Genomic DNA, 23,095 nt, shown 5'->3' with positions numbered 1-23,095 from the left:
GACTGTAGAAATACAGTCTTTTTTTTATATTTGGCGCATGAGAGCAAAATGGTACTTTGGTGCTTTAATCGTATTAATTTCTTTTTTAGGGATTTATCAGAACCGAACGTCTGAACCTAATCAGGAAATTGTACTTCAATTCACAGATGTTTCAGTAACATCTGATGAAGCGCAAAATGCTATAAATGAAGTTGTAAGTAAGCTTCAAGATCTTGGAGTTAACACGTTTCAGGTTAAAGAAACGCCCGAAGGTAAAGTGCTTATATCTTATTATAGCGCTACCGATGTGGCAAGTATTAAAAATCAGCTTTCTGACGACTCTGAACTACAATTAGGTTTTAAAAACCCATCTAGCCAAAAATTACCCAACAAGAATAATACAAACTACAAGTTTGATGTGTTTGAAATCAATAAAACCCTTGATTCTTCATCGGGTTTCGGTGGAAAACACATGGTAACTGTTAAGCAAGATTTCGATAGATTTTTTAATCCGAACGTTTATATTTTTAATTCGGTAGTAGGTGATAACCATGAAGCGCTTATTTCCGAAGTTGCATTAAAAGTATTTAAAACCATAGCAATTACTATCGATAGTTCGGTAGGTAATATTCCCGAAGTACGAGCAGGCCCTAAAACTTCTGGGATGGCTTAAATGAAACGAATTCTAGATATATCTATTGAATTTGATTCAGAATAATTTTTCAAAAGGCTTCCCAATAATTCAATTTATTCACTTATAACACTCAAGATTTTTTTAGAATCTTACATTTTTAATTAACTAAATAAAAGGCGTATTATGCTTTAAAGTCATTACATTGACTTTGGGTATGTGATACACTAAAACAACAGAACATGCAAAATAAAGGATTAGTAAAGTTATTTGCTGTTTTATTCGGATTGGTAAGTATTTACCAGTTGTCTTTTACGTTTAAAGCAAGTCAAATAGAGCGTGAGGCAGAAACAGCTGCCATCAACAAAATTTCTGAAACAGAAGATGATTTCAGAGCGAAGCGTAGTGCTGAAGAATTAAGTTATTTAGATGCTATAGCTAACGATACTGTATTTAATATGGGTATCGCAAAATTCACTTATAACGAAGTGAAACAAAAGGCCATGAATCTTGGTCTGGATTTAAAAGGAGGTATTAACGTGATTCTTCAGGTATCTGTAAAAGATATCTTAAAAGGATTGGCAAATCATACTAAAAACCCGGTTTTTAATAAGGCTTTAGATGATGCTTCAGAATTACAAAAAGATAGTCAGAATACGTATTTAGAAGACTTCTTTATTGCTTTCGATAAAATTAAAGGCGACACAAAATTAGCATCTCCAGATATTTTCTACACTAAAACTTTAGATGGTGAGATTGATGGAAGTATGACTGATGATGAAGTTAAAGTTGTAATCGAAAGAAAAATAGATGAATCTATTGTATCAGCTTTTGAAGTATTACGTAAGCGTATTGATGAGTTTGGTGTAACATCTCCAAACATTCAGCGTTTAGGAACGTCTGGTCGAATTTTAGTTGAATTACCAGGGGTTAAAGATATTGAAAGAGCAACAGCTTTATTACAAAGTACTGCTCAATTAGAATTTTGGGATGCTTACAGAGGTGAACAATTTTTCGGTTTCTTATCGCAAGCTAACGAAACTTTAAAGGATATTGTTGATACAGGTGATGAGACTGCCGAGGTTGAAAGTAATGACCAAGAGGATGCTCAAGAAGATGCTATCGACGATTTATTAGGTGATGCGACTACCGATTCTACAGCAGTAGATACTGTAAACCCAATTTTCGATTTAATTCGTGGTCCAGGATATCAAGGAGGCCCAATAGTGGCTTATTTTGAAGTTGCTGATAGAGCTCAGGTTTTAGAATATTTAAATATGCCACAAGTACGTTCTTTATTGCCAGCAGAAATGCGTTATGTAAAGTTTGCTTTTGGTAAACCAGAAAAAAATAGTGAAGTAGTAGGATTATATGCATTGGCAGGAAACAGAGACAACGAACCTCAGTTAAGTGGTGCTGTTGTTACTGATGCACGTCAGAATTTCGGGCCAACTGGAAAACCGACCGTATCAATGCAAATGAATGCTAAAGGAGCCAAGATTTGGGAAGAAATGACGGGTGAAGCCTTTACAAACGGAAGTCAAATTGCTATTGTATTAGATAATGTCGTGTATTCAGCACCTGGAGTAACTTCTGGTCCAATTTCAGGGGGTAACTCAGAAATTTCAGGAAACTTTACGTTAAACGAAGCGATTGATTTAGCTAACGTTTTACGAGCAGGTAAATTACCTGCGTCTGCTGATATTATTCAAAGTGATGTTGTAGGGCCATCTTTAGGTCAAGAAGCTATTGATAGCGGTACGATGTCATTTATGATTGCCTTAGCATTAGTATTAATCTGGATGGTAGTTTACTATGGTAAAGCAGGAGCTTTTTCGGATGTAGCGATGTTGTTAAACATCTTATTAATCTTCGGTATCTTATCTGGATTAGGAGCGGTTTTAACATTACCTGGTATTGCCGGTATCGTATTAACCATTGGTATGTCGGTAGATGCGAACGTGCTTATTTTTGAGCGTATTCGTGAGGAAATTGCCAAAGGTAAGGGACAGAAAGAAGCAATTCAGGATGGATTTAATAATGCTTTGTCATCTATCTTAGATGCCAATATTACAACAGGATTAACAGCTTTAATCTTATTTATTTTTGGAACAGGACCAATTAAAGGTTTTGCTACAACCTTATTAATCGGTATTGGTACATCATTATTTACTGCTATTTTCATCACGCGATTACTAATCGACTGGTATGCAAATAAAGGCGGTAGTTTAGATTTCTCAACAGGATTAACTAAGAATTTATTCAGAAGAATTGATATCGAATTCCTAAGAAAACGCAAGTTAGCTTACATCATTTCAGGAGCCATTATTGTTTTAGGATTAGGGTCATTATTTACTAACGGATTAGATCAAGGTGTTGATTTTGTAGGAGGTAGAACATATCAAGTGCACTTCCCACAAGATGTAAGTGCATCTGAAATTAAAAGTGTTTTATCGCAACCAGATGTGTTTAACAGTGCCGATGCAAAAACGGTAGGAGAGAGCAATAACCTTAAAATTACGACGAAGTATAAAGTTGATGAAACAGGTAAAGAAGTTGATGAAGAAATCAGATCGAAACTGTTTACTGCTTTACAACCTTACCTAGGTAATTTAACTTATGAGGAGTTTATAGATAATAATAATGTAAACAAAACCATAGGTTTAATGGAGCAATATAAAGTGAGTCCTACTATTGCCGACGATATTAAACAAGCGTCATTCTGGGCAATCTTAGGTTCCTTAATAGTTGTATTCCTTTATATCTTATTCCGTTTCAAAAAATGGCAATATTCTCTTGGAGCAGTAGCTGCTGTATTCCATGACGTATTAATTGTTTTAGGTGTATTCTCTATTACTTACAGATTTATGCCATTTAGTATGGAAATCGATCAAGCTTTTATCGCGGCTATTTTAACGGTTATTGGTTATTCGTTAAATGATACCGTGGTAGTTTTCGATAGAATTCGAGAATTTTTCAATGAGCATACCTCTTGGAATTTCGAAAAGGTGGTAGACGTGTCATTGAGCAGCACATTAAGTAGAACATTAAATACCTCGTTAACTACGTTAGTGGTGTTATTGGCCATCTTCATTTTTGGAGGTGATTCCATTAGAGGATTTATGTTTGCTTTAATTGTAGGTGTAGTAGTTGGTACTTATTCATCTTTATTTATCGCAACACCTGTCATGTATGATACGGTAAAACGATTGGAAGATAAAAAGAAAAAAGACTAAGTTAAAGTCTTTGTTTTAGCAAAAGCCTGTCAATTTCTGACAGGCTTTTTTTATATCAAAAATTTAACGTAAATAGAGTTGGTTTTTAATATACAACGGATGAGATATTTGTATACATTTGCTCAAAATTTATCTCAGATGAATTATAATGAAATACTACTTTTTCTTTAGTTGAAAACTAAAGTACAATCGCGAAAGAAGTTTCTTTTTGTTTCGCGTTGGGGCGAATCTTTGGACATTGCTCACACCATTTACCAAGAAGGTCATGCCGTAAAATTATTTATAGAAGATAAGGGTTCAAAAGAAATTGGTTATGGTTTCGTGCCTAAGGCCGCGCATTGGGAAAAACATGTCGATTGGGCTGATGTTGTTGTGTTCGATTATACAGGCTATGGGAAAATAGCAAGCGCATTACGAGCACAAGGAAAGCATGTTTTAGGAGGAACAGAATATACCGATAACTTAGAGTTAGACCGAAATTTTGGTCAGGCTGAATTGAAAAGGCATAAAATAAAAATTATTCCTTCAAAGGAATTTACATCCTTTAAAGACGCTATTCTGTATATAGAAACGCATCCTAGTTCTTATGTTTTAAAACCTTGTGGGGAAACCCAGGAGCTAAAACAATTGCTTTTTGTAGGTAGCGATGAAGAGGGTCTCGATGTTATTCGCGTATTGAAGGCCTACGAAAAATCTTGGGGAGATAACTTCGGTAATTTTCAGCTTCAACGTAAAGTAAAAGGTGTAGAAATTGGTGTGGCGGCATTTTTTAATGGCAACGAATTTATTTACCCTTTAAATATGACATTCGAGCATAAAAAATTATTCCCAAAAGAATTAGGCGTTTCAACAGGTGAAATGGGGACTAGTATGTTTTGGGTAAACCAATCGCCTATTTTTCAGGCCACCCTATTGAAATTTCAACAAACTTTGGCTAAGCATCATTTTATTGGTCATATCGATATTAATTGTATTGTTAATGGTAATGGTATTTATCCTTTAGAGTTTACGTCTCGTTTCGGGTATCCTCAAGTGCTTATTCAGCGCGCTGGAATAAATGAGCCGTTAGGTATGATGTTTTATAAATTGGTAACTCAACAAAAGTTTAAAATAAATACAAAAAAAGGATTTCAGGTAGGGGCGTTTATCGTCGTGCCTCCGTTTCCTTTCGAGGATAGAAAAACCTTTAACTTATTCTCTAAAGATGCAGTAGTGGTTTTTAAAAAGAATGGTAGGGAAGGTGTACACCCGATGCACCTAAAAACTGTAAACGAAGAATGGTTAATTACTGGAAATACGGGAGTTGCTGTTTTAGTTACGGGTACGGGAACAACAATGAAAGAGGCTCAAAAAATGATGTATAACCGAATGGGAAATGTTATTATTAATAATGGTTATTATCGTACTGATATAGGCGATCGATGGGCCGAAGACTCCGATAAACTTTGGTCTTGGGGCTTGCTCTAATATAAAATGTATCACATGAAATTTTATCAATGTCTTGAAGCTGAACTGTTTTTTGCAATACTTCCGTTAGATTGGCAGGAACAGATTTGCCCCTTTTGGCAAGATTATAAAAGTTCCACTTTATGTTTTGTCTTAGAAGAAAACAAACAAATTGTTGCAGGTGGTTTAATGTTTACAAAATGCACTCCAGACATGCTATATGCACAAAACGAAGCTGATTTTTGGTTTGAACAGGGATTCGCATATCTGGGGTTTATTTACGTGATAGAAGCCAAACGCGGACAAAACCTCGGGTCTATCTGGTTAACTGAATTAAAATTAAGGTTTCCGCAAGGGAAATTTTGGTTGACGATAGAAGATATTGGCTTGCACAATTTTTATGTTAAAAATCACTTTCGTTACATGAAATCTTTGCATCACAATTCTCAAGTAGAACGTTTATATACTTATAATAAGTAACACCACGATACGTTAAAATGTTCGTGCTTTTCATTAAAATTAGCCATCTTTGCTTTTTTAAATTTCAAAAATGATTTATAACAAAGTATTAAGCTATATTTTATTTGCAATTGTATTTTTTACGAGTTTAGAAGGCGTTTCTCAAACCATTAAAATTAAAGGTCTTGTCATCGATCAATCTAGTAAAGAGCCATTACCTTATGCTACTGTTGTAGTTGCCGATAGTGAAACAAAAAAAGCTTTAACAGGTACAACTACTGCAGATGATGGTACTTTTGTTATGAATACAAAGGCTTCAAATTTTTATATCGAAATCAGTTTCATAGGTTTTATAACAAAAACATTTAATCAGTTTAACCTAAATAATAACACCATAAATCTTGGTACAATAGCTCTTGAAGAAGATGCCTCTCAACTCGATGAAGTTGTAGTTCAGGCTGAAACATCCAGAACAGAATTTAAGCTGGATAAACGTGTTTTTAATGTAGGTAGAGATATTGCCAGTACTGGAGCAAGTGCCTTAGAAGTTTTAAATAATGTGCCTTCTGTAAATGTGAATATTGAAGGTGTTATTAGTTTAAGAGGAAGTAGTGGTGTGCAGGTTTTAATAAATGGTAAGCCGTCTATTTTAGCAGACGATGGAGGTGCCTTAGGGAGTATAACAGCCGATATGATTGAAAGCATTGAAGTTATCACCAATCCATCAGCTAAGTATGATGCTGAAGGAACATCTGGAATCATAAATATTATTATTAAAAAAGAAGAGCGTAAAGGCTTAAATGGTTCGGTGAGTTTAAATACAGGAATTCCCGATAACCATAGCGTAGGTTTAAGTTTAAATAGACGTTCTGAAAAATTTAATCTTTTTACACAATTGGGCCTTGGCCGACGAAGTATTCCTACCGATAATGAAAATATTAATACCGATTTAATTAATAATACTGAGCTTTATAATATTGGTGAAGAGTACCGAAATGAAAAATTTTATAACATTATCTTGGGAACCGATTATTATATCAACCCAAACAACGTTATCACGCTTTCGGGAAATTTTGCCTACGAAATAGAAGATCAACCATCATCAAACCGATTTAAGTTATACGATGAAAATGAAAATTTAACATCGGAATGGGAGCGTACAGAAGTGACTGAAGCGACCAATCCAAAGTGGCAATACGAATTGCAATACCAGAAAGATTATGAAGATCATGAAGATCATGATTTATTGTTTAGTGCATTGGGAAGCTCTTTTGCTAAAGACTTATCGTCTTTATTCAACGATGTCACGGTTGCAGGAGATGATAACGATGCCGTACAACGTACCCAGTCTGATTTTAGCGAATATACTTATACGTTTAAATTGGATTATACCAAACCGTTTTCAGAGCAATGGACCATGGAAACTGGAGCGCAATATGTTTTAAACGATGTAAGCAACGACTATCAGGTTGAAAATTTAGTAAATAATGCATTTGAAGTTGATGAGGGACTAACCAATATTTTTAATTACGACCAAAAGGTATTAGGTGTTTATGCTACAGGAGCATATGAAGGAGAAAGGTGGGGTGTTAAAGCAGGAATGCGATTAGAACATACTAATTTACAAACTTTGCTAACGAATACCAATGAAGCAAATAATCAGAATTATTCAAACCTGTTTCCCAGTATTCATACGTCCTACAAATTCTCGGAAATGATTTCTTTGCAAGCGGGCTATTCTAAGCGAATTTACCGCCCAAGATTGTGGGATTTAAATCCGTTTTTTAATATTAGAAATAGCTTTAGCATTCGCCAAGGTAATCCAAATTTATTGCCTGAGTTTACAAATTCCTATGAAATCACAAGCATTTTCGATATTGGTAGAACATCTCTTAATTTTGGGGTATATCATCGTTACACTACCGATGTAATTGAAAGAATTACAACTTCTCAGGAAAATGTTAATATAACCCGACCAGAAAATATCGGGGTAAATAGAACGTATGGTATTGAATTTAATACAAAATATAGTCCGAGCAACTGGTTAACGCTTAATGCGGATTTTAATTTTAACAGTTTTAATCGTGATGGTAGTTTTGAATCGCAAGTATTCGATTTTAAAGGCGACCAATGGTCTTCAAAACTTCTGGCTAAATTTAAGTTACCAGCTCAAATAGATTTTGAGGCTACAGGTAATTATGAATCAGAATATAGAACAGTACAAAGTGAGGTAAGTGATATTGCTTTTCTGGATTTAGGATTGCGAAAAAAAATATTAAATGGTAAGGGGGTATTAAATATGAGTGTTAGAGACGTGTTTGCTTCAAGAATTAATGAGAGCTATACAACCCAAGATACGTTTTTAGCTTATAGTTATAGAAATAGGGGACGCTTTATAACCTTTGGCTTTAGCTATGGTTTTGGAAAAGGCGAGGCTATGGAATATTCTGGGGGAAGGCGATATTAATAGAAAAGTCAGCAAAACTGAGTGGTCTATGAAAGACGCGAAATTTTGTTACCTTTCAAACGAAATACTATCATTAACCGCTAGTTGCCATTGGTCTGATAGCCCTGCGTTAATTTCTAACACATATTTGGCAGGGGCATTTGAAGGTAATGAGTTTTCATTAAAAGGTTGTGCTTGTTTTTGAAAACTAACAATTTTCATTTGGTCATCGATATAAATAATATCTAAGGGTATTCTGGTATTCTTCATATAGAAAAACCGTTCAGAAACATCCTCAAAAATAAAGAGCATCCCTTGATTTGGAGCCATGCTATTTCTGTACATTAAGCCTGTTTGAGTGTCGTATTCCGTATCAGCGATTTCAATATCTAAATTTACTTTTGTGGAATCGCCTTTAAAAATGGTAAGTTCCCCTTCTTTTGTAAATTTAATTTCGGTTTGTTTTACTTCTTTTTTATAATCCGATTTACAGCTAACAAAGGCACAACAAAAGATTAAAACAAAGACACCATATGAAAGTTTAAACACCTTAGTAATCATACTAATTTACAGATTGTTTAGGTTTGTATACAAACATAAAATATAGCCCAATTAAAATAAAAGGAATACTTAGCCATTGCCCAGTGTTTAACCCAAACCAATTAATATATTCATCACCTTGAGGTTCTTTTACAAACTCGACAAAGAAACGGATTGTCCATAATAGGATTAAGAATAAGCCGAATAAAAACCCAGTTTGATCTTTCTTGGTGGTTTTAGAGTAGAAAAACCACAAAATTAAAAATACAAAAACGTAACAGAACGATTCGTATAATTGAGCCGGGTGTCTGTATGGCACAGCGTCTAATAAATTTTGAAACTGCGGATTGCTGGTAACAGCATTATAGGCTTCCTGCACATCTTTAATTCCGGTTAGTTGGGTAATCTGGCTTTTGTAATATTGATCTTGAATGAAACGAACTCCAAAAGCAGAATCAGTTACTTTTCCAATAATTTCAGAGTTAATAAAGTTTCCAATTCTAATAAATACAGCACCAGAAGCTACTGATATTACAACACGATCAAGTATCCATAAGAGCGATTTGTACTTGTATTTTTTGCGATATAAGTACATGCCAACAATAATGCCTATGGCAGCACCATGGCTTGCTAACCCTTGAAAGCCTGTAAATTCAATACCTCCTTTAAATCGAAAAGGAAGAAATATGCTAAAAAAATCTTCAGAAATTAATTCAGATTGATAGAATAGAACATGACCTAAGCGAGCACCAATCATGGTAGCTAAAACGGTATAAATGAATAATGGGTCTAAATAGTCTAGTGATACTTTTTCTTTGGTAAAAATACGTTTCATTAAAAACCAGCCAATAACAAATGCTGTTACCCACATTAAGCTGTAAAAATGAAGTTTAAAATTTCCAATGATATCAATACCGGTTACAGGATTCCAATCAAATTTTAATAAGTACATAAGTTCTGTTTTTCTTAATGTGTATTGTTTTTATTGCGCTTCAAGTATCTCAACTTCAAAAATTAAATTCGCCCTTGGCGGAATGCCGCGATGTCCGGTTTCTCCATAGCCTAAGTGATAGGGTATAAAAATAGTTGCTTTATCGCCAACGTGCAATTGTTGTAATCCTTCTTTAAATCCTGGAATCATTTGTGCATCGGGACTAATTTGAGCTTCAATTGGGCGATACATGCCAGCATCTCGTTTCCCTGGAACAATTTTATCGTGAGTTTCAGCTACTTCTTGTTTGCTTGTGTCAAATAATTTACCATCTTCCAGATATAAACTATAGTCGGTTAATATGGTCGCTGTGGTTGGTAATTTTTCACCGTCGCCTTTATGGCTTACGAAATACTTTAAACCTGAAGGCAGGGTAGTAGCCTGCGCTTTTTGTTTTTCAAATTTAGCTAAAGTACTTTTTAATAAAGCGTTTTGTTTTTCGGCCTTTTCTTTAGCTATTCGTTCGGCTTCAATAAAGTGATTATTGAATATGTCTGGGGCATCGAAATGTTTAGCTTCTTTACCTTTTCTTATTATATTAAGTTCTTTAATATATACTTTTTCCAAAGGGGCATCTTGTGGACCTGTTTCAACATTTGAAATACTGTCTTCAACATCTAAACCTAAAACTAATTCACCAAAAACAGCGTGTTTATTATCTAAAAAAGGTGTCGGTTTTTCAGTGATAAAAAATTGACTTCCATTAGTGTTTGGGCCAGAGTTGGCCATAGAAAGTATCCCTTTTTTATCGTGTTTAAGTTCTGGGGAGAATTCATCCATGAATTTATACCCGGGGCCACCAGTTCCATTTCCAAGAGGATCGCCTCCTTGAATCATAAAATCATCGATAACACGATGAAAGGTGGTTCCGTTATAATACTTTTTCTTTTTATATACATCGTCTACCATTGTGTTGGTGCCTTCGGCTAGGGATACAAAGTTAGCAACAGTAACTGGAGTTTTATCGTAGGTCAGTTTAGCGACCATAGTACCTTTGCTAGTTACAAATTCAGCATAAAGACCATCTTCAAGATCTGGATATTGTGCTTTACAAGAAGTTAAATTACTTATAATGACAATTAAAAGAATTTTGACCGAATAATGAATTGATTTCATATACTAATAATCGTTTGAAGTGTAATTGATTTAGGACGCTTAATTTAGTTAGTAGTTTTGGTAATAGAATTTAAAGTTACTTTACACATTATAGGAGTGTTTGTTCCAATTTTATTTTCGTCGCCGTAGTAACCGTAAGCCTTTTGCGATGGAAATAAAAAGGTTACAGTTTCTCCTGTTTTCATTAGTTTTAACCCCTCTCTTAATCCTGTAAAAAGTTCTTCTTTATCAATGGCATAGGTGCGTGTTTTTAATTCTTCAGTAGAATATATAGTTTGACCATTTAAGGTTTTTACATCATAATTGTAATTTACAATATCTCCAAACACAGGCGATTGTAAAGAATCGATTTCTACTTTAGTATTGTAAAAATACCAAAAACCACTTTCGGAAGCGATGTATTCGTTTTCATGTTTTTGGTTCATGAAACTTTCTATAAGTGCTTGTTCTTTAGCGTTTAATTTTTTATTCCGCTCCACAGAAGCGTCAATGAATGAACCAGATTTAACAGAAATAGGGCGTCTAGCGTCTGGCGATTTACAAGCAAGCGTAAGCAATAGTAATGCTAGAGTTAAAAATTTATTCATTGTTTAGGGCTTTATTATAACTAGGCAATATACTAATAAATTTTTCAACGGTATCTTTTAATGTTAACTCACTGCGGCCCCCTGCGGCATTTATATGTCCGCCACCGTTAAAATGTGCTCTCGACATTTCATTTACCGAAAAATGACCTTTAGAACGTAATGAAATTTTTATTATGCCTTCCTGTTTGTCTTCAATAAAAATAGCAGCCAAAACAATATTATTTAATGAAAGACCGTAATTAACAATGCCTTCGGTATCTCCTTTTTTATAGTTGAATTTATTTAATTCTTCTTGTGAAAGAGTGATAAATGCTGCTCTATGCTCTGGGAAAACTTTTAAATTGCTTAAAGCGCAACCTAATAATTGGAGGCGTTCAAAACTATTGGTGTCGTAAACATTATTGTGTATTTGGGCATTTTGGGCGCCCTTATCTATTAAATCTGCCACCACCCTGTGTGTCTGGCTGGTTGTACAAGAAAACCTAAACGATCCGGTATCGGTCATGATACCTGTGTAAATACACGATGCAATATTGGCATCTATATAGGATTCTTGATTCAGCATAATAATAAAATTATATACCATTTCACAGGTAGAACTCATGCTTACATCACTGTAGGTGTATTTTGCGTAATCATCTGGTGCTTGATGATGATCGATCATGATTTTAATAGCCTTGCTTTCGCTTAGCGCTGTTTCCATTTGGCCGCTTCTACTTAAAGCATTAAAATCTAGTGTAAAAATAATATCGGCATCACTAATTAAGGATTGAGATATTTCGGTTTGCGCGTCGTATTTAAGAATAGAGTTTTCACCTGGCATCCATTTTAAAAAATGTGGGTAATCGTTGGGAACAATGATATTGACCTGATGCTTATTTTTAATTAAAAAATGGTAAAGACCTAAGCTTGATCCAATGGCGTCGCCATCGGGGTTTTTATGTGGAACAATAACTATCTTTTTTTCAGTAGATAATAATAGTTTTAGGTCTGTAATGTCTTGCTTTTTCATAGGAGACGAAGATACAATTTTTTTAAAATTAGATAGGCTTGTTTTTAAGGATAAATAGCGTACTTTTGCAGCAAAATTAAAAGACTATTATCGTTCGCTGTGTTAATAAAAGTAACTACTGGATTAATAATGGATTACGGTAATAAAAAATCGAGAATAACATTAAAATTTAAAAATGGCAACAAATAGAACATTTACAATGCTAAAGCCAGATGCAGTTGAAAAAGGACACATTGGCGCAATACTAGAAAAAATTTCAGCTTCAGGATTTAGAATTGTAGCAATGAAATTAACGCAAATGACGAAAGCTGATGCTGAAGCATTTTATGCGATTCACAGTGAGCGTCCATTTTTTGGTGAGTTAGTTGAGTATATGACTCGCGGACCAATAGTAGCTGCTGTTTTAGAAAAGGAAAACGCGGTTGAGGATTTCAGAACGTTAATTGGAGCAACAAATCCAGCTGACGCAGCCGAAGGTACTATTCGTAAATTATACGCTGCTTCTATAGGAGAAAATGCAGTTCACGGTAGTGATAGTGATGAGAATGCTGCTATTGAAAGTGCTTTCCATTTTGCTGGAAGAGAACAGTTTTAATCATAGCTAGACTATATAAAAACAGAAAATCCCGCGGCAGCGGGATTTTTTTTGTCTTAAAAAAATTAAATAGTATATATTAAATTACTCTTACATTTACTGCGTTTAATCCTTTTTTACCTTCTTTCAGTTCGAATTCAACTTCATCACCTTCGCGAATCTCGTCTACTAATCCTGAAATGTGAACAAAATGTTCTTTTTTTGAACCTTCTTCGATAATAAATCCAAATCCTTTTGAATCGTTGAAGAATTTTACTGTTCCTGTACTCATAATTGAAATTGTTTGTTATTAATATTATAAATGTACAGTAAAAAATCAGTACCTAAATGTATTTTATCGAATATTTTTAATAAAATTTTTGGCACAAAAAAAGGCTATCGATAATTTTCGATAGCCTTTTTCATGTAATTGTTAAAGTATATGTATTAGATTACTTTTACGTTTACGGCGTTTAATCCTTTTCTACCTTCTTGTAGATCGAATTCAACTACATCACCTTCACGAATTTCATCGACTAGTCCAGAAATGTGTACGAAATGTTCTTTGTTGTTGTCATCTTCAACGATGAATCCAAAACCTTTAGAGTCGTTGAAGAATTTTACTGTACCTTTACTCATTGTATTTGTGTATAAAAAATTTTAAAGGTCAAAGGTAGGTTAAATAAGTACAGGTTGTTAGAAATTGGAGACTTTTATTTTATTTCTTTCTAATATTAAAGAAATAAGAGTCATTAAGCTTAAAGCGAAGGGGGCATTAGAATGCTGTTAATTAACATACACAACTAACCCACTTGTTTGTTGTAATTACTTTAGTCTTGCTAGTACAAAAACTGTTTTAGACGATTACCTTAAAATTAGTTTCTTTACTACGTTTTTACCTAAGGTTTCATTAATCATGGTAATTATTTTTTCTTTACCATAACTAAGTTCTTCACGTAAAACACTTGAATTTAATTGTACATAAAGGGTATCTCGCTCTAGATTAACAGAACGCGTATAGTTGTTTACGCCATTTCCCATTAGCTCAGCCCAGGCGTCGGCTACATTAACTTTATCCAGGCCTTTTTCTAACTTGTTAGTTTCAACAAATTCTTTAAGAGCGTCAGAAATACTAATATGTTCGTTGTTGCGTTTGGCCATAATGTTTTGAGTCTTGAGGCAAAGGTACTATGTTTTGTTATGTAAACTCAAATTACTTTTCAACAGCGGTGTGTTTACTACTATTAATAAATAGATTAGTCTTCTGTAAAATGACTAACCGACTTTAAAGATTGAATATTTCATACGATTGATGGGCCTGCTTAACTGCTTTTTCGGTGCGTTCGGCGTGGGTATCGCTAATAAATATTTGTCCGAAGTTTTCATCATCTACGAGTTTTATTATTTGTGTTACCCGATTTTCATCCAATTTATCAAAAATATCATCTAATAATAATATAGGAGTCACGCCACTTTGTGCTTTTATAAAATCAAATTGAGCTAGCTTTAAAGCTATTAAAAATGATTTTTGCTGTCCTTGGCTTCCAAATTTTTTAATGGGATGGCTTTCAATATTAAAATTTAAGTCATCTTTATGGATGCCTACGCTTGTGTATTGTAAGGCCTTGTCTTTATTAACGTTTTTGTTTAGTAATGTGGTTAGGTCATCTTCAAATAATCCACTTTGGTATTGTAGTTCAACTGATTCATGTCCATTGCTAATGGCTTGATACCGTTCTTTAAAAATGGGAATAAATGCCTCTAAAAATGCTTGACGCTTTTCGAATATTTGAGATCCATAATCATTTAGTTGTAGGTTATAAATGTTGAGTGTTTCTTTGTTGAAGGTATGATTTAAAGCAAAATATTTAAGAAGGGCATTACGTTGAGCTAGTATTTTGTTGTAATTAATAAGGTTGCTTAAATACGTTTTGTCACTTTGCGAAATAACGCCATCTATAAATTTTCGTCTGGTATCGCTTCCTTCAATAATTAAATCCCTATCGGCTGGTGATATAATTACCAATGGCAAAAATCCTATATGATCGCTAAATTTATCGTAAATTTTATTGTTACGCTTTATTATTTTTTTTTGTCCACGTTTTAAACTTACTATTATTTTTTCTGTCTTTTCACGAATCAAATAGTCGCCATTAACCACAAAAAAGTCTTCACCGTGTTTAATATTTTGGGTCGCAACAGGATTAAAATAACTTTTTCCAAAGGATAAATGATAAATAGCATCGAGCACATTGGTTTTGCCTATGCCATTGTTTCCAACAATGCAATTTATTTTATCGCTGAAAATGAAGGATTTACTTTCGAAATTCTTGTAATTTAATAATGAAAGTGATTTTAAAATCATACAAAAAGAAGCTTAAAGCATGTTTAGGAGTTGCTACTTGTAAAAAGGATGTGCAAATTATTGAAAAAATACAAATAAATAACCTTTTAGATATGGATAAAAATTTTATTTTTGCGAGGCATTAAATATAGATTAATTAGATGGCAACATATAATAAAAGAGGTTACAAGCCTAAAACAAAGGTAGAGAAAGAAGTTGTAGAAGAAGTGGAATCGACAACAGCAGAGGTGTTTAACACCCTAGATGAGTCGGCTTCAAAAACAGAAGAATTTGTTGAGAAGAATCAAAAGTACATCCTGATGTTTATTGGGGTTGTTGCAGTTGTAGTTTTAGGATACTTAGGATATCAGGAGTTTGTTGCCAAGCCTAAGCAGGAAAGTGCAATGAATGATATGTTCCAGGCGCAAAAATTCTTTAATGAAGCAGTAAATGGTGTTGAAAAAGATTCGCTATTTAAATTAGCACTTAATGGAGGAGAAGGTAAATATGGTATGCTCGATATTATTGAAGAGTATAGCGGTACGCCCTCGGCAAATTTAGCACTCTACTATGCAGGTACAGCCTACTTAAGAATGAAAGATTACAAAAATGCTATTGAGTATTTAAGTGATTTTAGCAGTGATGATGAAATTTTAGCACCATTAGCTAAAGGTAATATTGGCGATGCATTTGTTCAGTTAAATCAACCAGAGGATGCTTTAGATTATTATGAGCAGGCAATAAAATTACGCGATAATGCGTATACTACGCCAATGTACTTATATAAAGCAGGAGCAATTGCTTTAGAATTAGGAAAAGCAGATAAAGCTTTAGATTACTTTAACAGAATTAAAGAAGAATACCCAAACTCTACCGAAGCTTCAACTATTGATGTGTTTATAGGTAAAGCTCAGGTATTGGCAAGTAAATAATATATGGCTACGGCAAATAAAAATTTATCAAATTACGATAAGACAACAATCCCAAATGCGAAGAAATTTCGGTTTGGGATTGTTGTTTCAGAATGGAATGATACTATCACAGAAGGTTTGTATCAAGGAGCGTATGATGCTCTGGTAGAAAATGGAGCCTTGCCAGAAAATATTATCCGTTGGGATGTACCTGGAAGTTTCGAGCTTATTTATGGAGCCAAGAAGATGCAGGAACAAATGGTAAGTGCTGTTATTGCTATTGGTAGTGTGATTCAAGGAGAAACAAAGCATTTCGATTTTGTATGTGAAGGTGTAACACAAGGCATAAAGGATTTAAATGTACTTCATGAAACACCAGTAATTTTCTGTGTGCTTACCGATAACACCATGCAACAGGCTATCGACCGATCGGGAGGAAAGCATGGTAATAAGGGAACTGAAGCGGCAATTGCTGCAATAAAAATGGCAGAACTACGAAATAACAGCTAATATTTAGTTATTTTCTTGTATATAAAATATGAGCTGCTTAGTGATGTACATTGCTAAGCAGCTTATTGTTTAATGAACATTTAACTCCCTTAACTGTTAACAATTTTTGCCAATACTATTTCTTAATTCTGCCTATTTTTAAGTACTTTTGAAGATAAGTATTCATCTATTTTGTTTAATCAACGGAAAAATAAAAGCTTTAATTATCAACCTCGATTTTCACAGGAAAGCGAGGTGGGAATGTATTCTGATAAATCAGAGAAGCACGAATTTATTTCAAAGTGGGAGCGTGCTCGAACCACCAAGCGAAAAGTAAAGGGCGCCATGTCTATTCGTACCTTACTATTAATTTTGGTATTGTTATTGATTTGTATGTACCTGTTAGAGTCAAAATTCAATTAACTTAACTTTTAGACATTATGGGCATTTTTAAAACACGAAAAAACAAAAAATTTAGTTATACGCCACGTTATTTTGATGATAAGGGAGAAGGTAATCCTTTTGAAATTAAGCATAAATTTGATGATTACAGAAAAACGGTTGGTGGAAATACCAGCTTAAAAACAAAATTTATTAATGCTTTAGATGATTTAAAAAATAACCAAGACCAAGAAGCTAACAGACGTATTTTAATTATTGTTGCCATTTTGGTATTCATATTTTTATTCATCATTGATTTCGATTTATCTATATTTTTTAAATAATTTATGGCAGATATTATACAGCTTTTACCCGATCATGTTGCAAACCAAATAGCCGCAGGAGAAGTTGTACAACGCCCCGCCTCTGTTGTAAAAGAGTTGCTCGAAAATGCTATTGATGCTGGAGCAACAACCATTAAACTTATAATAAAAGACGCCGGTAAAACGCTTGTACAAGTTATAGACGACGGTAAAGGTATGAGTGCAACCGATGCTCGATTGAGTTTTGAACGTCATGCTACGTCAAAAATTCGTAACGCCGAAGATTTATTTCAACTGCAAACCAAAGGGTTTCGCGGAGAAGCTTTAGCTAGTATAGCTGCGATTGCTCATGTAGAACTTAAAACAAAACAGGACGGCGACGATATAGGTACCGTTATTGAAATTGAAGGGAGCAAGGTGGTTAACCAGGAGGTTATTGTAACCCCAACAGGAACATCTATTTCTGTAAAAAATCTATTTTTCAATATTCCAGCCCGACGTAACTTTTTAAAGTCGAATAATGTGGAATTGCGTCATGTTTTAGATGAATTTCATCGTGTTGCTTTAGCGCATCCCGGTTTAACTTTCGCTATGTACAATAATGGCAGTGAAACGTTTAATTTACCTTCAAGTAATTACAGGCAACGTATTGTAAATATTTTTGGAACCCGAACCAATGAAAAATTAGTTCCTGTTGAAGAGGATACCGAGGTATTGAAAATTAGTGGTTTTGTAGGTAAGCCTGAATTTGCAAAAAAGGCTAGAAACGAACAGTATTTTTTTGTAAATGATCGGTTCATTAAAAGTGCCTATTTAAATCATGCTATAAATGCAGCCTTTGATGGGTTATTAAAATCAGGAACACATCCAATTTATTTTTTAAAATTAACAGTCGATCCACAGTCAATCGACATAAATATACACCCTACCAAAACCGAAATTAAATTCGACGACGAGCATACGTTATACGCGTTGTTGCGTTCGGCGGTAAAACATAGTTTAGGACAATTTAATATAGCACCGGTATTAGATTTCGATAGGGATGCAAGCCTCGATACGCCTTACGAATTAGAAAAACAACCCGTAAAGAACCCAACCATTGAGGTTGACCGTGAATTTAATCCATTTAAAGAAGAAGTAAATAATATTGTTAGAACAATTGCAAACAAAGGCGATGGTGCGGTTACATGGGAAAGTTTTTCCAGAGACTTAGGTGTTGGCATTGATGAAAAGGAAATTTACGCCAAAGCTAATTCTGAATTTATTCCCTCTCCTGAAGAAGAATTAAATAAGTTTTATAATGAGGAGCAGGAAACTGAAGATGACTATGATAATGAAGATTATGAAGCCGATGAAAGCCAACAACAGGTAATTAGCCCAAGTAGAAATCAAAACTTTAATTTTGAAGCTGAAGAAACTACCTTATCGGCATTTACAGATGATAATAAGGTTGAACAAAAGCAAACCACGTATCAGCTTCATAATAAATATATAGTTAGTACCATAAAATCTGGCATGCTTCTTATTGATCAAAATAAGGCACATCAACGTATTTTATATGAAAAGTTTCTTAGAAATATGACTGTAAAGGAAGCGGTAAGTCAACAATTGTTGTTTCCGTTACAACTGCATTTTTCCAATCAGGAGTTACAAGTGATTCGCGATTTAAAAAGTGATTTAGAACATACCGGATTTATTTTCTCAAAAGTTCAGTCTGGATTAGTTGAAATTACTGGTGTTCCTGTGAGCATACCTGAAAGTGAGGTGTCTATCATTTTAGAGCAACTTATTAGTGATGTTGAAAATGAAGTGCCAGATACAAGTTTTAGTGCAACCGATTTGATGGCTAAATCTATGGCGAAAAGTTTAGCAATAAAAACAGGTCAGCTTTTAGAAAAAGCCGAACAGGAACATTTGGTTAATCAATTATTCGCCTGTAAAGAGCCAAGCGTATCGCCAGCAAACAGAACGACGTTTATTACGATGAGTGTAGACGAGCTTGATAAAAAATTTATATAAAAATTATGATTAGAATTTCTGAAACCGTTAAACATTTAATAATTATTAATGTAATTATGTTTATCGGTACAATGACGATAGGTAATGGCGTGTTCTATGAATGGTTTGCTATGTTTTTTCCTAAAAATGAAGCTTTTCGTCCATGGCAAATAATTACTCATATGTTTATGCATGGAGGTATTTCACACATATTCTTCAATATGTTTGCACTTTGGATGTTTGGTACACCCGTAGAGCAGGTTTTAGGAAGTAAACGGTTTTTATTTATCTATTTTTCGGCTGGTTTGGGAGCTGTTGCTTTACAAGTAGGCTACAGTTATCTACAATACATTCCTATGGAACAACAAGCTTTAAACATGGGATTTACGCACGAACAAATTGTTCAGGTTTTTAAGGATAACAAAGTCTTTACCGATATTGGCCCCTTGTTCAATGAAATTTATCTATCTACTATGGTTGGAGCTTCAGGTTGTATTATGGGTATATTGGCTGCCTTTGGAATGATGAATCCTAATGCCGAACTGATGATGATATTTTTACCGATTCCAATTAAAGCTAAGTATTTTATTCCGGGAATTATTATCTTAGATTTAATATCAGGCTTGTCTGGTAGTTCCATTTTTGGCCAAGGAAATGTTGCTCACTTTGCGCATGTTGGTGGTGCGGTTATTGGCTTTATCATAATGTGGTACTGGAAAAGGAATCAGTTTAACCAAAATCGGTGGTATTAATGAATCTATACAACGATGTAAAATATAAATTAGCACGCCTTAATGTGCTCGAAAAAATAATAGCCACAAACCTGGTTGTTTTTATTCTTGGAATAATAATTAGAAGGTACTTGGTTTGGTTTGAATTGCCTAGTGACTTTAATCATCTTATTACAAGACCTTGGTCGATTGTGACATATTCGTTTTTACATTATGACTTTTTGCATATGCTATTCAATATGCTCTGGTTGTACGTAATAGGTTTAATGTTTTTAAATTTATTTAGTTCAAAAATGGCTATTAACATCTATTTTTTGGGAGCTATAAGTGGTGGCTTATTATTTTTATTAGGGTATAGTTTGTTTCCTAGTTTTTTTGGAACTAATTCGTCATTGGTAGGTGCATCGGCAGCAATTAGAGCCTTATTGATATTTATGTGTGTGTATATACCTAATCAAGAGGTGCGATTTTTCACGTTCTCAATTAAGCTCATGTACATTGGTTTGGCAATAGTGGTGTTAGATGTTTTCGGTTTATTTGGATGGAATGCGGGAGGCAATTTGGCTCATTTAGGTGGTGCAGTATTAGGATATTTTTATGCCAAGCAACTTATAAAAGGAAATGATATTGGACGTGGGTTTGAAAGTATAGTTAATATATTTTCGAATATTAAATTTTCGAGAAAGGGACCACTTAAAACCGTACATAAAAATAAAAGTAAAGTAGGAGGTTATACTAAAGCCGATTTTAATGAGTTTAATACTCAAAAGAAAATAGATGTTATTCTTGATAAAATTAGTAAAAGTGGTTACGATAGTCTTACAGCAGAAGAAAAAGAGTTTTTATTTCGAGCAGGTAAATAACTAAAACTTTACAAGACGTTATAATACCTATGAAAAACCTTAGCACTATAAATAAATTTATTTATTTTATAAATGCGATACTAGCTGTAGTGTTACTTATTTCTTATGCCTTACCTTTTTTGCCTCCTAAAACATTTTCTGTGTTATCGGTGCTTAATTTGGGAGTGCCTTTTTTAATCATTTGTAATGTATTATTCCTAATATATTGGTTGGTTAAGGTTAAAAAACAACTTATGTTATCCTTAATAGTTTTATTAATAGGTTACGTGTTTTTTGGTTCGCTTTACAAGTTTTCATCATCTAAAATGATTGAAGATGAAAACAATATAAAAGTTATGAATTATAATGTCAGGTTGTTTAACGTATATGATTGGATTAATGATTCGCATGTGCAATCGAATATGCTTAAGTTTATAAATGAACAGGCTCCCGATATATTATGTATTCAAGAGTTTCATCCACATCCAAAAGTCGATTTTTCCAATTATAGATATAAGTTTGAAAATATATCAGGAAAGAAATTAAAACATGGTCAAGCTATATTTTCAAAATTTCCAATAATTAATTCGGGTTCTGTTGCTTTTCCTAATACTTCTAATAATGCTGTTTTCGCCGATATTGTAAGGCATAAGGATACGTTTCGTGTTTATAATGTTCATTTAGAGTCGCTTAGAATAAGTACAGAAATAGAGAGTTTAAAAAAAGAAGATTCCGAACGATTAATTAATAGGGTAGGATCAACTTTTAAAATGCAACAATTTCAAACCGAATTGTTTTTAAAGCACAAAAAACAGTGTAAATATAAGATGATTATATGTGGGGATTTTAACAATACAGCCTATTCGTATGTTTACCGAAAAATTAAAGGAGAATTAAACGATGCATTTGAGGAGGCTGGCAATGGTTTTGGTCGTACTTACGATTTTAAATTTTTCCCTGTTCGAATTGATTATGTTTTTGCAGATGATGCATTTGCAGTAAACGGCTTTAAATCTTATAACGAGCATTATTCCGATCATTACCCGATTATGGCGACTTTGGCTCTTCAAAATTAATTACATAAAAGAACAGTCTACGAAGTCGGAAAAAATATGAATTATCAATCCTAAACCTAAAAGTCTTGTTTTTTTGGGAAATAGCAATAAAAAATAAACACCAATTGCATAATAACTATGTAACGGATGAAAATTAATACTACATCTATTAGGGCTAAATATTGGGGTGGCTAATAGGTGGTCTAAATCTATTAAAAAGCATGCTAACATTATAAAATAGGCGTACATCCAATTGGACTTGTAGCTTAATAATGCAACGACAAGAGGTAAGATAATATGACAACCATAATGCGCTAAAAGCTGTAACATTAAAGAGTAGTTAAAGTTTGATTTTCGAGATAATTTAAAGCGTTCGGTCCTTCATTAAAAAGTAAATCCAAAATACTCAAATTTGAGATGAACCCATGTTTTCCTCCGAACACCTGAGTGTAGGGTTCAAATGACTGTATTTGTTCTTTTTTGGCATGAACAAGATATCGGAAATCTTTCGTCCTTGAATCCAATTCTTTTTCAAAAGTTGTTGTTTGTTTTACTTCAAGATCTAATTGTAAGCATTCGCAAATAGAGTAAAAGCTTTTTAAATTAAAATCTAATATATGTTCCGCTTTTGCTTCAAAAAGTGGTTTCAACTCATCTTCATAATATTCAAAAAATGGAGATGTTCGATATGCTGAAATTAGCGATTTCCAATGATTACTCTGCCAGTTTTCTTCGTTAAAAATAGCTACATTTTTATATTTCTGACGGTTTTTCTGGCTGTGAATTACAGGGATATTTAAAGTTTGTTTTCCATTAGCACCGTAAATATAAGCTCTGTTACGGTAGGTTTGCTTGATAAAATTATCTTCCACCTCAAACGTTACCGATTCTGCCTTGGTTATAGCTACAAAATGGGCAATACTTGGGAAGTAGGTTGGATGTATAATGATGTTTTCCATAAGTTCTATGGTGTATGGAATATTTGCTAAGGACAAATTACAAAT

24 protein-coding genes are annotated in these 23,095 nt (G+C 33.7%); 13 read left to right on the top strand and 11 right to left on the bottom strand.

Translation table 11 applies throughout. The features are described from left to right. Window positions 1-37 precede the first annotated feature (37 nt). The 5 genes from ICJ83_RS08935 to ICJ83_RS08915 all read left to right on the top strand — a co-directional run bounded on the left by ICJ83_RS08935 (window position 38) and on the right by ICJ83_RS08915 (window position 8,218). Complete coding sequence (locus ICJ83_RS08935) at window positions 38-652, top strand: hypothetical protein (protein ID WP_188230041.1); 615 nt, start codon at window positions 38-40, stop codon at window positions 650-652. 200 nt (window positions 653-852) lie between these two features. After that, on the top strand, window positions 853-3,846 hold the full coding sequence (gene secDF, locus ICJ83_RS08930; protein ID WP_188230040.1) for a protein translocase subunit SecDF: 2,994 nt from the start codon (window positions 853-855) through the stop codon (window positions 3,844-3,846). A gap of 171 nt (window positions 3,847-4,017) precedes the next feature. After that, window positions 4,018-5,313 carry a phosphoribosylamine--glycine ligase gene (locus ICJ83_RS08925; RefSeq protein WP_188230039.1) on the top strand — a complete coding sequence of 432 codons (1,296 nt, stop codon included), beginning with the start codon at window positions 4,018-4,020 and terminating at the stop codon, window positions 5,311-5,313. Window positions 5,314-5,328: 15 nt separating this feature from the next. Further along, entirely contained in the window at window positions 5,329-5,772 is a 444-nt protein-coding gene (locus ICJ83_RS08920) for a GNAT family N-acetyltransferase (RefSeq protein ID WP_188230038.1), read from the top strand. 70 nt (window positions 5,773-5,842) lie between these two features. Beyond that, window positions 5,843-8,218 (top strand): TonB-dependent receptor domain-containing protein, encoded by a 2,376-nt coding sequence (locus ICJ83_RS08915; RefSeq protein WP_188230037.1) that lies wholly within the window; start codon window positions 5,843-5,845, stop codon window positions 8,216-8,218. A 48-nt stretch (window positions 8,219-8,266) separates the two neighbouring features. On the opposite strand, the gene ICJ83_RS08910 is transcribed toward ICJ83_RS08915, so the two are convergent. From ICJ83_RS08910 to ICJ83_RS08890, 5 genes are read right to left on the bottom strand one after another with little or no spacing between them, the layout of a single operon-like run. Beyond that, window positions 8,267-8,758 (bottom strand): DUF192 domain-containing protein, encoded by a 492-nt coding sequence (locus ICJ83_RS08910; RefSeq protein ID WP_188230036.1) that lies wholly within the window; start codon window positions 8,756-8,758, stop codon window positions 8,267-8,269. A gap of 1 nt (window position 8,759) precedes the next feature. Beyond that, window positions 8,760-9,689, bottom strand: a complete 930-nt coding sequence (gene lgt, locus ICJ83_RS08905) for a prolipoprotein diacylglyceryl transferase (protein ID WP_188230035.1) — start codon at window positions 9,687-9,689, stop codon at window positions 8,760-8,762. A gap of 30 nt (window positions 9,690-9,719) precedes the next feature. After that, window positions 9,720-10,844 (bottom strand): peptidylprolyl isomerase, encoded by a 1,125-nt coding sequence (locus ICJ83_RS08900; protein WP_188230034.1) that lies wholly within the window; start codon window positions 10,842-10,844, stop codon window positions 9,720-9,722. A gap of 44 nt (window positions 10,845-10,888) precedes the next feature. Then, a complete protein-coding gene (gldI, locus tag ICJ83_RS08895) occupies window positions 10,889-11,431 on the bottom strand; it encodes a gliding motility-associated peptidyl-prolyl isomerase GldI (protein WP_188230033.1) in 543 nt (180 codons plus the stop codon). Then, entirely contained in the window at window positions 11,424-12,443 is a 1,020-nt protein-coding gene (locus tag ICJ83_RS08890) for a DHH family phosphoesterase (protein WP_188230032.1), read from the bottom strand. Before ICJ83_RS08890 ends, gldI begins: the two co-directional genes overlap by 8 nt. Window positions 12,444-12,618: 175 nt before the next feature. Between ICJ83_RS08890 and ICJ83_RS08885 the strand changes: the two genes are divergently transcribed. Next, on the top strand, window positions 12,619-13,038 hold the full coding sequence (locus tag ICJ83_RS08885; RefSeq protein ID WP_188230031.1) for a nucleoside-diphosphate kinase: 420 nt from the start codon (window positions 12,619-12,621) through the stop codon (window positions 13,036-13,038). 79 nt (window positions 13,039-13,117) lie between these two features. Here ICJ83_RS08885 and ICJ83_RS08880 read toward each other — a convergent pair whose 3' ends face one another. From ICJ83_RS08880 to recF, 4 genes are all read right to left on the bottom strand, one after another. Next, window positions 13,118-13,309: a cold-shock protein gene (locus tag ICJ83_RS08880; RefSeq protein ID WP_188230030.1), complete on the bottom strand. Its 192-nt coding sequence runs from the start codon at window positions 13,307-13,309 to the stop codon at window positions 13,118-13,120. Between the two features lie 155 nt (window positions 13,310-13,464). Next, window positions 13,465-13,656 (bottom strand): cold-shock protein, encoded by a 192-nt coding sequence (locus ICJ83_RS08875; protein ID WP_188216977.1) that lies wholly within the window; start codon window positions 13,654-13,656, stop codon window positions 13,465-13,467. A 225-nt stretch (window positions 13,657-13,881) separates the two neighbouring features. Continuing rightward, window positions 13,882-14,178, bottom strand: coding sequence for a DUF721 domain-containing protein (locus ICJ83_RS08870; protein ID WP_188230029.1), 297 nt, complete (start codon window positions 14,176-14,178; stop codon window positions 13,882-13,884). Window positions 14,179-14,302: 124 nt separating this feature from the next. Next, a complete protein-coding gene (recF, locus tag ICJ83_RS08865; protein WP_188230028.1) occupies window positions 14,303-15,382 on the bottom strand; it encodes a DNA replication/repair protein RecF in 1,080 nt (359 codons plus the stop codon). A gap of 140 nt (window positions 15,383-15,522) precedes the next feature. Between recF and ICJ83_RS08860 the strand changes: the two genes are divergently transcribed. The 7 genes from ICJ83_RS08860 (at window position 15,523) to ICJ83_RS08830 (ending at window position 22,112) form a co-directional block, all read left to right on the top strand. After that, the gene (locus tag ICJ83_RS08860; RefSeq protein WP_188230027.1) at window positions 15,523-16,293 is read left to right on the top strand and encodes a tetratricopeptide repeat protein; all 771 of its coding nucleotides are present in this window, start codon (window positions 15,523-15,525) and stop codon (window positions 16,291-16,293) included. 3 nt (window positions 16,294-16,296) lie between these two features. Further along, window positions 16,297-16,782, top strand: coding sequence for a 6,7-dimethyl-8-ribityllumazine synthase (gene ribH, locus ICJ83_RS08855; protein WP_188230026.1), 486 nt, complete (start codon window positions 16,297-16,299; stop codon window positions 16,780-16,782). A 419-nt stretch (window positions 16,783-17,201) separates the two neighbouring features. Continuing rightward, the gene (locus ICJ83_RS08850; protein WP_188230025.1) at window positions 17,202-17,486 is read left to right on the top strand and encodes a riboflavin synthase subunit beta; all 285 of its coding nucleotides are present in this window, start codon (window positions 17,202-17,204) and stop codon (window positions 17,484-17,486) included. Between the two features lie 3 nt (window positions 17,487-17,489). Then, a complete protein-coding gene (gene mutL, locus ICJ83_RS08845) occupies window positions 17,490-19,484 on the top strand; it encodes a DNA mismatch repair endonuclease MutL (protein ID WP_188230024.1) in 1,995 nt (664 codons plus the stop codon). Window positions 19,485-19,489: 5 nt separating this feature from the next. Continuing rightward, a complete protein-coding gene (locus tag ICJ83_RS08840) occupies window positions 19,490-20,215 on the top strand; it encodes a rhomboid family intramembrane serine protease (RefSeq protein WP_188230023.1) in 726 nt (241 codons plus the stop codon). After that, the gene (locus ICJ83_RS08835; RefSeq protein ID WP_188230022.1) at window positions 20,215-21,057 is read left to right on the top strand and encodes a rhomboid family protein; all 843 of its coding nucleotides are present in this window, start codon (window positions 20,215-20,217) and stop codon (window positions 21,055-21,057) included. The genes ICJ83_RS08840 and ICJ83_RS08835 overlap by 1 nt, the downstream gene beginning before the upstream one ends. Window positions 21,058-21,086: 29 nt before the next feature. Continuing rightward, window positions 21,087-22,112, top strand: coding sequence for an endonuclease/exonuclease/phosphatase family protein (locus ICJ83_RS08830; protein ID WP_188230021.1), 1,026 nt, complete (start codon window positions 21,087-21,089; stop codon window positions 22,110-22,112). Here the strand turns inward: ICJ83_RS08830 and ICJ83_RS16950 are convergent, their stop codons facing one another. Together ICJ83_RS16950 and ICJ83_RS08825 are read right to left on the bottom strand one after the other, a co-directional pair. Continuing rightward, the gene (locus ICJ83_RS16950; protein ID WP_223154677.1) at window positions 22,113-22,421 is read right to left on the bottom strand and encodes a DUF6122 family protein; all 309 of its coding nucleotides are present in this window, start codon (window positions 22,419-22,421) and stop codon (window positions 22,113-22,115) included. Beyond that, entirely contained in the window at window positions 22,421-23,050 is a 630-nt protein-coding gene (locus ICJ83_RS08825; protein WP_188230020.1) for a WbqC family protein, read from the bottom strand. Before ICJ83_RS08825 ends, ICJ83_RS16950 begins: the two co-directional genes overlap by 1 nt. Window positions 23,051-23,095 lie beyond the last annotated feature (45 nt).

The sequence above is a fragment of the Aestuariibaculum sediminum genome (assembly GCF_014596945.1).
Taxonomy (GTDB): Bacteria; Bacteroidota; Bacteroidia; order Flavobacteriales; family Flavobacteriaceae; genus Aestuariibaculum; species Aestuariibaculum sediminum.
This window is presented reverse-complemented; position numbering and strand designations above follow the sequence as displayed.

Bases quoted from the DNA above. Each gene is read 5' to 3' on its own strand.
- ICJ83_RS08915 (WP_188230037.1), top strand. From the start codon at position 5,843: ATGATTTATAACAAAGTATTAAGCTATATTTTATTTGCAATTGTATTT.
- ICJ83_RS08920 (WP_188230038.1), top strand. From the start codon at position 5,329: ATGAAATTTTATCAATGTCTTGAAGCTGAACTGTTTTTTGCAATACTT.
- ICJ83_RS08875 (WP_188216977.1), bottom strand. From the start codon at position 13,656: ATGAGTAAAGGTACAGTAAAATTCTTCAACGACTCTAAAGGTTTTGGA.
- ICJ83_RS08910 (WP_188230036.1), bottom strand. From the start codon at position 8,758: ATGATTACTAAGGTGTTTAAACTTTCATATGGTGTCTTTGTTTTAATC.
- ICJ83_RS08850 (WP_188230025.1), top strand. From the start codon at position 17,202: ATGGGCATTTTTAAAACACGAAAAAACAAAAAATTTAGTTATACGCCA.
- secDF (WP_188230040.1), top strand. From the start codon at position 853: ATGCAAAATAAAGGATTAGTAAAGTTATTTGCTGTTTTATTCGGATTG.
- ICJ83_RS08935 (WP_188230041.1), top strand. From the start codon at position 38: ATGAGAGCAAAATGGTACTTTGGTGCTTTAATCGTATTAATTTCTTTT.
- mutL (WP_188230024.1), top strand. From the start codon at position 17,490: ATGGCAGATATTATACAGCTTTTACCCGATCATGTTGCAAACCAAATA.
- ICJ83_RS08880 (WP_188230030.1), bottom strand. From the start codon at position 13,309: ATGAGTACAGGAACAGTAAAATTCTTCAACGATTCAAAAGGATTTGGA.
- lgt (WP_188230035.1), bottom strand. From the start codon at position 9,689: ATGTACTTATTAAAATTTGATTGGAATCCTGTAACCGGTATTGATATC.
- gldI (WP_188230033.1), bottom strand. From the start codon at position 11,431: ATGAATAAATTTTTAACTCTAGCATTACTATTGCTTACGCTTGCTTGT.
- ICJ83_RS08860 (WP_188230027.1), top strand. From the start codon at position 15,523: ATGGCAACATATAATAAAAGAGGTTACAAGCCTAAAACAAAGGTAGAG.
- recF (WP_188230028.1), bottom strand. From the start codon at position 15,382: ATGATTTTAAAATCACTTTCATTATTAAATTACAAGAATTTCGAAAGT.
- ICJ83_RS08885 (WP_188230031.1), top strand. From the start codon at position 12,619: ATGGCAACAAATAGAACATTTACAATGCTAAAGCCAGATGCAGTTGAA.
- ICJ83_RS08900 (WP_188230034.1), bottom strand. From the start codon at position 10,844: ATGAAATCAATTCATTATTCGGTCAAAATTCTTTTAATTGTCATTATA.
- ICJ83_RS16950 (WP_223154677.1), bottom strand. From the start codon at position 22,421: ATGTTACAGCTTTTAGCGCATTATGGTTGTCATATTATCTTACCTCTT.
- ICJ83_RS08870 (WP_188230029.1), bottom strand. From the start codon at position 14,178: ATGGCCAAACGCAACAACGAACATATTAGTATTTCTGACGCTCTTAAA.
- ribH (WP_188230026.1), top strand. From the start codon at position 16,297: ATGGCTACGGCAAATAAAAATTTATCAAATTACGATAAGACAACAATC.
- ICJ83_RS08835 (WP_188230022.1), top strand. From the start codon at position 20,215: ATGAATCTATACAACGATGTAAAATATAAATTAGCACGCCTTAATGTG.
- ICJ83_RS08890 (WP_188230032.1), bottom strand. From the start codon at position 12,443: ATGAAAAAGCAAGACATTACAGACCTAAAACTATTATTATCTACTGAA.
- ICJ83_RS08830 (WP_188230021.1), top strand. From the start codon at position 21,087: ATGAAAAACCTTAGCACTATAAATAAATTTATTTATTTTATAAATGCG.
- ICJ83_RS08840 (WP_188230023.1), top strand. From the start codon at position 19,490: ATGATTAGAATTTCTGAAACCGTTAAACATTTAATAATTATTAATGTA.
- ICJ83_RS08825 (WP_188230020.1), bottom strand. From the start codon at position 23,050: ATGGAAAACATCATTATACATCCAACCTACTTCCCAAGTATTGCCCAT.